The organism is Streptomyces sp. NPDC006197, assembly GCF_040613865.1.
Taxonomy (GTDB): Bacteria; Actinomycetota; Actinomycetes; order Streptomycetales; family Streptomycetaceae; genus Streptomyces.
The window spans coordinates 1-9,423 of record NZ_JBEXSZ010000220.1 but is presented as its reverse complement, the minus strand read 5'-3'; the positions used below and the strand labels follow the sequence as shown (position 1 = coordinate 9,423).

Here is a 9,423-nt window from a genome sequence, read left to right as displayed (position 1 = left end):
CGGTCATTCCTTGACGCTGCCGGCGGCCAGGCCGGACTGCCAGTACCGCTGGAGGAGGAGGAAGACGGCCACGATCGGCACGATCGTGAGCAGGGTCGACGCGGCCGAGCTCGCGGCGCGGATCGCCGTGGCCCGGCTGCTGGCACGGGCGCGGGCGCGCGGCGGGCAGGCCGTGGTCCTGACGGACCGCGGGCCGCTGGACGAACTGGTGAGGTTCGGCCTCCCCGCCGCCTCCGGCGGCGGGGCCGGCTTCCGCCGGATCGCCGGCGGCTACGGTCTCACCCTCCTCGTGGAGTCCGGTCCCGAGACGCTGTGGGGCCTCGGCCCGAAGAGCGCCGCGGGCTCGCCGGCCGCCTGGTGGGACCGCTGCCGCGGCTGGTCACGGCGGCTGCCGGGGATCGCGTGGCTCGACGGCGACAAGGCTCCGTCCCTGGTGGCCGAAGCGGCCCTGGAGCGGATCCTCGACGCGCTGCGGGAACGGGAACGGACGGCCGTCGTGCCGGAACGCGGCACGGGCGGAGAGCGGCGGCACGTGGTGGTGTCGGTCTACGACGGCGCGGACGCCCCCGCCTGCCGGAGCGGCGGAGCGCTGGTGGCCGGCAAGGTGGCCCGGCGGCTCGCCGAGGACTTCCGGGTGACCGTCGTGACGGCGGGTCGGCGCGGCGGCACCGAGGACCGGAACGGCATCCGTTACGTCCGGCTCCCGGTGGGCCGGGCGGGCCCGCGCGCCGGGCGGCTGCTGTTCCTCGCGCTGCTGCCGTTCGCGGCCCGCCGGATCCGCCACGACCTGTGGCTGGAGAGCTTCACGCCCCCGTTCTCGACGAGCTTCCTGCCCCTGACGACGGGCGCCCCCGTGATCGGCATCGACCAGGGCCGCCACACGGAGACCCCGCGGCGGCGGTACCGCGTCCCGTTCCTCCTGGTCGAGCGGCTCGGCCTGCGCTGCTACCGGCACGTCGTGGCGCTGAACCCCGCGGACGGATCGACGATCCGCCGGCTCAGCCCCAGGGCCGACGTGCAGGTCATCCCCGACGGGGTCGACCAGCGCCTCCTCGACGAGTCCCTGCTCGGATCCGGACAGTTCATCCTCTTCCTGGGCCGGATCGACACCTGGGTCAAGGGCCTCGACCTGCTGCTCGACGCCTACGTCCGGGCCCGGCCCCCGCTCGACCTGCTGCTCGCGGGCAGTGGCGTCCCCGCCGAGGAACGCCGCCTCGCCGCGCTCGTCGCCGCGCACGCCCCCGGCCCGGAGCCCCGGATCCACTGGGTGGGGTACGCGGGGGAGGAACGCAAGCGCCAACTGCTGCGCGACAGCGCCTTCCTGGTGATGCCGTCGCGGCACGAGACCTTCGGCCTGGTGGCCCTGGAGGGCATGTCGTACGGCAAGCCCGTGCTGCACTTCGACCTGCCCGCGCTGCGCTGGATGCGGGGCAACGGCGACGTGGCCGTGCCGCCGTTCGACGTGGCGGCGTTCGGCGCGCGGATGACCGAGCTGGCCACGGACGCCGCGCTGCGCCGCCGTCTCGGCCACCGCGCCGGGCTCGCGGCGCAGCACTACGCGTGGGACGAGATGACGGGCCGCTATCTGGCGCTGGCCCACCGGCTTCTGGACTCACCCGCCGCCGCACGGCGGCCGAGGAAGAGGGGTGCGTCATGGCAGACGACCCGCTGACCGCCTTCGTCCGGACCGTCCTCGACTCCGACGTCCCGATGATCGTGCTCTCGCCGCACCTGGACGACGCCGTGCTGTCCTGCGGCGCGCTGCTCGGCTGGGCGGGGCGGCGGGCGCCGGTGACGGTCGCCACGCTGTTCACGGAGGCCGCGCCTCCGCCGTACACCCTCTCCGCCCGCCGGTACCTGAGGCGGACCCGGGCCGATGACGCGGAGGAGCTGTTCGCCGACCGTCGCGAGGAGGACCGGCAGGTCCTGGAGCTGCTCGGCGTGGACTGGCGCCACGTCGGCCTGGTCGACGGGCTGTTCCGGCGGCTGCCGCGGGCCCGTCCGGGCGTCGGGCGGCTGGCCCCGCTGCTGCCCGAACTGGCGCACGTGTACCCGACGTGCCGGCGGCTGCACCTGTCCCGGGGCCGGGTCTCCGCGCACGACGCCGAGACCCTGCGCGTGGCCGGGGAGACCATCGAGGCGCTGCTGCCCGCCCGCTCCGGCGGCCTGGTGCTCGCGCCGCTCGGCGTGGGCGGGCACGCCGACCACGTCCTGGCCCGGACCGCCGCCGAGCGCAGCGGCCGCCGGGTCGTGTACTACAGCGACTTCCCGTACGACCAGACGGCCGCCGCCGACGCGGAGTTCACCGGCCGACACCGTCTGATGGCCCGCGCCTGGGACCGGGACCTCGACCGGAAGGCGGAGCTGATCCGGGGCTACCGGACGCAGACCGACGCGCTGTTCCCCGAGGGCCGCATTCCGCGCGCCCCCGAGGTCTACCTGCTGCCGGCGGCCGGGGACACGGCCGTCTCCCGGGACCTCGCCCGGCTGCGCGGCACGAGGGCCCGGACCGCCGGCGGTGTGCCGTGACCGGGCCGCTCGCCCCGTCCTCCGCGCCGGCAGCCGCGGGGGTGCCCGATGCGCCGCGGTGAGCGGCCCCGGGTCCTGCTCCTGACCGGCGGTCCGCTGAACGGGGCGGAGGGCGGTGCCCTGCGGCTGGCCTCCGACGTCCTCGGGTCGCTGCCGGACGTGGACTTCGTGTGGTTCGCCCAGTGGACGAAAGGGCGTCAGTCCGCTCCGGAGCGCGGACGGCCGGTCCGCTTCCTCTCCCTGGACGGCGTGCCGCACGTCCCCGGGCGGATGCAGTCCGCGCTCGCCGGGACCCTGTTCGCCCGCCGGGTCGACCTCGTGCACGCCTTCCTGACCATCGGCCGCACCTTCCCGGCCCTCTCCCGGCTGCGCCCGCTGCTGTTCGGCGGGCGGCCGGTCGTGCACACCGTGCCCGGCGTGACGGACAACCGCTTTCTCGGCCCTTCCCGGCCCCTGGGGACGACGGTCGCCCTCTCCGAGTCGATGGCCCGTCTGCTGCGCGCCGCCGACTTCGGCGACGTCCGTGTCGTCCCGCCGATGATCGCCCTCGACGAATGGCCGTACCTGCCGCGGCCGGAGGGGTTCCCGGCGGTCCTCTTCGCCGGACGCCACGATCCGCACGGCGGGGCGGAGACGGCCATCGAGGCGGCGGCGGAGGCCCACCGGGAAGGGGCCAGGTTCCGGCTGGTGCTCGCGATGCGGGGACGGCCGGGGCAGGACACCGTGGCCCTCGACGAGGCCCTGCGGGAGCGGGCCGGGGCGGCCGGACTGCCCGACGTCGAGGTGCGGGGGTACGTCGACGACATGCACGCCCTGCTCGCCTCCGTCCAGGTGCTGCTGTATCCGCCGGTCGTACTCGGCGGCACTCCGGACATCCCGTTCACCGTGCTCCAGGCGCTGGCCACGGGCCGGCCCTCGATCCTCAGCGACCTCCCCCAGTTCGCCGACTTCGGCCACGCCGTGCTGCGGGCCCCTGCGGGCGACGGGCGCCGCACCGGGCAGCAGCTGGCGTGGCTGCTCGACCAGCCGCGCTCCTGGGACATGCTCGCGGAGCGGGGGCGGGCCCTCGTCGAGGACCACTTCGGCCCGGAGCGCTTCGCCTCCCGGTACGGGGCGCTCTACCGGGAGCTGCTGTCCTGACGGCGCCGTGGCGGACGGAGACGGGCCGTGGCGGACGGAGACGGGCCGGCGTCAGGTGACGGGCCGAGCGTCAGGTGGCGGGCCGTTCCGCGGTGAGCAGCAGGACGCCGGTGTCCCCGTACTCGGGCAGGGTGCGGTCCTTCGCGAGCCCGACGATCCGCAGCCCGGTGGTACGGGGGGCGAACACGGCCCTCAGGGCGGCCTCGTCGACCGGGCAGGCCGGCCAGACCGGGCCGGCCCCGATGCGATAGCTCGGCATGCGTTCCATGAAGGCGGCGAGGAGCGTGCCGCCGGGGCGGACGGCCCGGACGAAGGCGTCGCAGAGGGCGGTGAACTCGCCGAAGTCCTCGGTGACGCTCTCGGCGACGAAGTTCATCGAGGCGAGGTCGTAGGTGCCGGGAACCAGGTCGTCGGCGGTGCCCCGGACGACCCGCACCCGGCGGAGCGCCTCCGCGCAGTCCGCCGGGAGGCCGGGGTCGAGGGAGCGGCACAGGGCGTAGAAGGGCCGCCAGCTGTCGTCGATGCCGTGGGCGAGCTGTCCGCGCAGGTAGCGGACGCTCGCGGCGCTCGGTTCGAGGGCGTCGACGCCGCGGCTCGCGGCGCCCGCGAGCATCAGCGGGTACAGGTTGGGGCCGGCGCCGAGTTCCAGGGTGCGGCTCAGGCCGCCGGGGGCGAAGCGCCGGTAGACGGCGGCGTGGTGGTGGATGACGCCGATGTCGCAGGGGTGGAGCCTGCGGTAGTTCTCGGCGAGGTAGTCGGCGACGGGCCAGTCGTTCCAGTCGGCGTCCCGGTTGCGGCGTGCCCGACCCGCCTCCGGGGGGCCCGGCGGGGTCCGGCCCATCACTCCTCCGTGGGCCGGCCGGCCGCGACGTGGCGGGTGGACCCGGCGGCCTGCAGGGCGAACCGCGCGGCGAGCTCCGTGAGGGCCGCGCACAACTGGTCGATCTCCTCGTCGGTGTTGGCGGCCGTGATCTGGACGCGGAAGCCGACCCGGTCGCGCGGGACGAGCGGGTACGACGCGAGCGTCACGTAGATGCCGCGCTCCCAGAGGAACGTGGCGACGGCGTCGAGGTCTCCGGCGTCGCCGAGGGGGATCTCGATGATCGGCAGTCCGTCGGTGTTGGGGGTGGCGATGCCCAGGCCCCGCACATGGGCGAGGACGCGGGACGTCCTGCGGTAGAGGCGGGCCCTGATCTCGTCGCCGCGCTCGTCGTTGAGGTCGAGTCCGGCGAGGGCGGTGGCGAGCGAGGCGGTCGGCGAGGGTCCCGAGTACAGGTACGGGGCCGCCGCCACCTTGAGGTGGTCCTTGAGCCACTTCGGTACGGCGAGGAAGGCGAGCAGCGAGGAGAAGGCCTTGGAGAAGCCGCCGACCAGGACCAGGTTGTCGTAGGTCTCGCCGAGGTGGCGGACGATGCTGTTGCCGCGCGAGCCGTACGGGCTGCTCTCGTCGGCGTGGCGCTCCCCGATGACGCCGAAGCCGTGGGCGTCGTCGACGTACAGCAGGGCGTCGCTCTCCCGGCAGGTCCGGGCGAGGACGGGCAGGTCGGGGTAGTTGCCGGTCATGCTGTTGACGCCGTCCATGCAGACGAGCCGGCCGGCGTCGGCGGGCGCGCCGCGCAGCAGGCTCGCCAGCTCCTCCGGCCGGTCGGCGCGGAAGCGGTGGATCTCGGCGCCCTGTCCCCGCGCGCTGACGCATCCGTCGTACACGGTGCGGTGGGCCTGTGCCTCCACGAAGACCTGCCCGGTGCCGGCGAGGAGCGGGATGACGGACTGGTGGATGAGGGTGATGGTGGGCAGCAGCAGGGTGTCGGGGGCGCCGAGGAGTTCGGTGAGCCGCTCCTCGATGCGGGGGTAGAGCCGGGGGCTGCCGATGAGCCGGGACCAGCTGGGGTGGGTGCCCCACTTCCGGACCTCGGGTTCGATGGCCTCGATGATGGCGGGTTCGAGGTCGAAGCCGAGGTAGTTGCAGGAGGCGAAGTCGACGAGCCAGTCGTCGCCGACCCGGATGCGGCGGCCGTCGACCTCGTCGATGACGGCGTCGCACATGAGGCTGGTCCGCCGGAGGTGTTCCAGGTCCCGCCAGCGGGGCTCGCGCGGGGGCCGGGCGGTGCTGCGGACGGCCGGGGCGGGGCCCGCGAGCCGGACGGCCTGACGGGCGGCGGCCCGGACGCCGGTCCGGGCGGCCGCGGGCGGGGCGCGGTGCAGGTAGGACTCGGCCTGGGGGGCCGTCATGGGGCGGGCGAAGAGATAGCCCTGCCCGTAGCGGCAACCCATCTCGGCGAGCAGCGCCCGCTGTTCCTCGTGCTCGATGCCCTCGGCGACGACCTGGAGGCCGAGGACGTCGGCGATGCGCACGATGCCCTCCACGAGCGCCACCTGCTGCGGGTCGGTGGTGATGTCGTCGATGAACGACTTGTCGACCTTGAGGACGTCGATGGGGAACTCGCGGAGGTAGCTGAGCGAGGAGAAGCCGGTGCCGAAGTCGTCGATGGCGATGCCGACTCCCAGCTCCTTGAGGGCGGACATGGTGGTCCGGATCTGGGCGTCCTTGCGCATGAGGACGGTCTCGGTGAGCTCCAGGACGAGCGAGCCGGGCGCGAGTCCGGAGGAGTAGAGGGCGCGTCGTACCTCTTCGAGGAAGCCCGGGTCGCGGAACTGCCGGGCGGAGACGTTCACGTTGGCCCGCAGCGGGGGGCGGCCGGGGCTGTCGCGCTGCCAGCGGGCGATGTCGAGTGCCGCGTGCTCCAGGACCCAGGCGCCCAGCGGCATGATGTGGCCGCTCTCCTCGGCCAGGGTGATGAACTGGTCGGGCGGCACCATGCCGCGGCGGGCGTGCGGCCAGCGGATGAGCGCTTCGAGACCGGCCGGTGCGCCGCCGTCCACCTCGACGATCGGCTGGTAGCGCAGGGCGAAGGCGTGGTCGGCGATGGCCCGGTCCATGCCCGCCTGGAGTTCGTGGCGGGCGACGAGCCGGGAGTGGAGCTCGGGGTGGAAGAGCCGCCACCGCTTCTTGCCGGCGGCCTTGGCCGCGTACAGGGCGAGGTCGGCGTGGCCGAGGAGCTCCTCGGCGTGGGCGCTGTCGAGCACGGTCGCGATGCCGACGCTGGTCGACACGGAGACGGCGCCGTCGGTGAGGGGGAAGGGCTGGCTGAGGGTGTGCACGATCTCGGCCGCGAGGGCCTCGGCGTCGCGGGGCTCGCGCGCCCCCTCGATGAGGACGGCGAACTCGTCGCCACCGAGCCGGGCGGCGGTGTCGGTGAGCCGCAGGACCGAGGTGAGGCGGCGGGCGACGGCGACGAGCAGCTCGTCGCCGACGGAGTGCCCCATGGTGTCGTTGACGACCTTGAAGTCGTCGATGTCGACGAAGAGCATGCAGGTCAGGGTGGACTCGCGGCGGCCGCGGAGCAGCGCCCGCTCGATGCGTTCGAGGAGCAGGACCCGGTTGGGGAGGCCGGTGAGCGAGTCGTGGAACGCCCGGTGGGTCAGTTCCCGCTCCAGTTTCCGCTGCTCGGTGACGTCGCGGAGGGTGAGGACGAGGCCGTGGACGGTGCGCTCGTCGCGCAGGTTGCTGCACCGGACCTCGGCCTCCAGCTCCCCGGAGCCGCCGTGCACCAGCTTCCAGTCGTCCCGGGCGTCGGCGGCGCCGCGGGCGCGCGCGTCGGCGACGAGGCGCAGGGCGCTCGCCGTGTCGGCGGGGGTGAGGAGCTCGGTGAGCGGCGTGCCGGGGAGCAGGGAGCGGCCGAACATGGACTCGGCCGAGGGGCTGGCGTACCGGATGGTGTCGTCGTCGTCCAGGATCAGGATGACGTCCGAGGTGTTGTGCACGAGGGTGCGGAAGTAGGCCTCGCTGGTGCGGCGGTTGACCTCCTCGCTGAGCCCGAAGCGTTCGAGGGCCAGGGCCGCCTGGGAGGCGAGGGACTGGGCGGGGCCCGAGATCTCCGCGAGCTTCTTCTCGGATCCCGCGAAGAGCAGCACGCCGAGCAGTGGCTCGCCTCCGGAGGGGGCCTGGAGCTCCAGGGGGCAGAGCAGGACGTGGGTCTCGGGCGTGATCTCGGCGGCGACGGACGGGTCGAGCCGGGTCAGCGGGAGCAGCCGGGCGCCTTCGGCGACCAGCTCGGACCAGGGGGTGCCGCGGGGCCGGATCAGCTCGTCGGTGCGGCAGCTCCAGGGGTGTTCCGAGGTGGCCACGGCGGTGAGGCCGCCGCGGCGGTCCCGGACGAGGAGGAGGACCTGGTGGGAGGTGCCGGCGCCGAAGAGGGTCGCGGAGGCCGTCTCGACCGCTCCGGCGACCTCGCGGGGGCTGAGGGCGGCGACGAGGGAGGCGGCGGCGACCCGGAGGCTGCGCTCACGGGCCTCGGCCTTGCCGTGGTCGCCCATCATGCCCCAGAGCCGGGCGAGGACCAGCAGGAACATCAGGGCCGAGAAGATCGCGATGACGGCGATGTCCTTGTTCTGCGCGTGGCGCAGCGACTGGAAGAGCAGCAGGGTGGGGGCGACGAGGGAGGCCCCGGCGAGCAGCGCGAGCCGCCGCTCGGCGACGCGCGGGGCCGGTTCGGGGGCGCGCTCGGTGAGGCCGGTCATGGAGGGGTGGAGGGCGGCGAGGCCCCAGGCCGTGAAGAAGACGACCCAGCCGAGGTCCCAGGGGGTGCCGACCTGCCAGGTGCCGTCGAGCTGCTTGATGCCGTAGACGACGTCGGAGGCGAGGATGCCGCAGGTGCCGAGGGTGAGGAGCTGCACGGACCGGGAGCGCAGCCCGCCGGGGACGAGGAGCCGGGCGAGCATCGCGAGCATCAGCACGTCGCCGAGGGGGTACGCGATGGAGATGGCCTTCTCGGTCCAGGTCATGTCCTCGCTCCTGGCGAGCGGGGTGATGAGGTTGACCCAGCAGAGCAGCGCGAGCCCCGAGGTGAGGATCAGCGCGTCGAGGAGGACGCCGAGGTCGCGGCCGACGGCCCGGCAGCGGATGAATCCGAAGAGGCCGATCGCGAACAGCGGGTAGGTGACCAGGTAGAGGGCGTCCGCGATGGACGGGAAGGGTCTGGTCTGGCCGAAGAAGGCCTCCAGGGCGTTGTAGGCGGTGTCGCCGCTCACGAAGGCGAGGTTGGCGGCGGCGAGCACCAGCCAGGGCCAGCGCCGGGAGGGCCGGTTCCGGCGGACGCCGACGAGGATGGCGGCGACGCCGCTCAGTCCGATGAGCGCCCACAGGGTGGTGTGCCGGGCGGGGAACTCCAGGTACGCGACGGTCAGCAGGGTCACGACCAGGACGTACACCAGGGTCCAGGTGCGCAGCGCACCGGGCGCCTTGGGCGGCCGGTCGGGCCTGCGCAGCGACATCGTCCACCGCCCCCTTGTCGGGTCGGACGCCGTCGGGAGCGCCCTGTTCGCGGGTACGGGCCCCGTACGGTGTCCATTCTCCGGGCCACCCGGGGCGGCTGCATCTCGGCACCGGCGGGGCCGACGGGGCGCGGGTGGGCGTCAGGAGGAGGCGCGGACGACGAGTTCGGTCGGCAGCATCCGGCGCGGCTGTTCGTCCGCGCCGCCGGGCGAGGCGATCTCCTCCAGGAGCAGGCGCGCCATGGTGCGACCCATCTCCTCGATGGGCTGGCGCACGCTCGTCAGCGGCGGGTCCATGTGCCGGGCGACCGCCGAGTCGTCGACGCCGACGAGGGCCACGTCCTCGGGGACCCGGCGGCCCGCCTCGCGCAGGACGCTCCGCGCGCCGGCCGCCATCACGTCGGAGGCGGCGAAGACGGC

Annotated in this window: 6 protein-coding genes; 3 read left to right on the top strand and 3 right to left on the bottom strand. The window is 74.5% G+C overall.

Annotation, left to right across the window (positions count from 1 at the left end; translation table 11 throughout):
• Positions 1-85 precede the first annotated feature (85 nt).
• Genes ABZ318_RS37600 through ABZ318_RS37590 form a run of 3 tightly spaced genes read left to right on the top strand, consistent with a single transcriptional unit; the run spans position 86 to position 3,669 of the window.
• Positions 86-1,672, top strand: a complete 1,587-nt coding sequence (locus tag ABZ318_RS37600; protein ID WP_356906919.1) for a glycosyltransferase family 4 protein — start codon at positions 86-88, stop codon at positions 1,670-1,672.
• Entirely contained in the window at positions 1,654-2,529 is an 876-nt protein-coding gene (locus ABZ318_RS37595; protein ID WP_356906918.1) for a PIG-L family deacetylase, read from the top strand. The genes ABZ318_RS37600 and ABZ318_RS37595 overlap by 19 nt, the downstream gene beginning before the upstream one ends.
• Positions 2,530-2,577: 48 nt before the next feature.
• The gene (locus ABZ318_RS37590; protein ID WP_356906917.1) at positions 2,578-3,669 is read left to right on the top strand and encodes a glycosyltransferase family 4 protein; all 1,092 of its coding nucleotides are present in this window, start codon (positions 2,578-2,580) and stop codon (positions 3,667-3,669) included.
• Between the two features lie 70 nt (positions 3,670-3,739).
• Here ABZ318_RS37590 and ABZ318_RS37585 read toward each other — a convergent pair whose 3' ends face one another.
• The 3 genes from ABZ318_RS37585 to ABZ318_RS37575 form a co-directional block, all read right to left on the bottom strand.
• Positions 3,740-4,510 (bottom strand): class I SAM-dependent methyltransferase, encoded by a 771-nt coding sequence (locus ABZ318_RS37585; protein WP_356906916.1) that lies wholly within the window; start codon positions 4,508-4,510, stop codon positions 3,740-3,742.
• Positions 4,510-9,003, bottom strand: a complete 4,494-nt coding sequence (locus ABZ318_RS37580; RefSeq protein ID WP_356906915.1) for an aminotransferase class I/II-fold pyridoxal phosphate-dependent enzyme — start codon at positions 9,001-9,003, stop codon at positions 4,510-4,512. Before ABZ318_RS37580 ends, ABZ318_RS37585 begins: the two co-directional genes overlap by 1 nt.
• 141 nt (positions 9,004-9,144) lie before the next feature.
• On the bottom strand, positions 9,145-9,423 hold a 279-nt coding region (locus ABZ318_RS37575; protein ID WP_356906914.1), incomplete at its 5' end, for a substrate-binding domain-containing protein.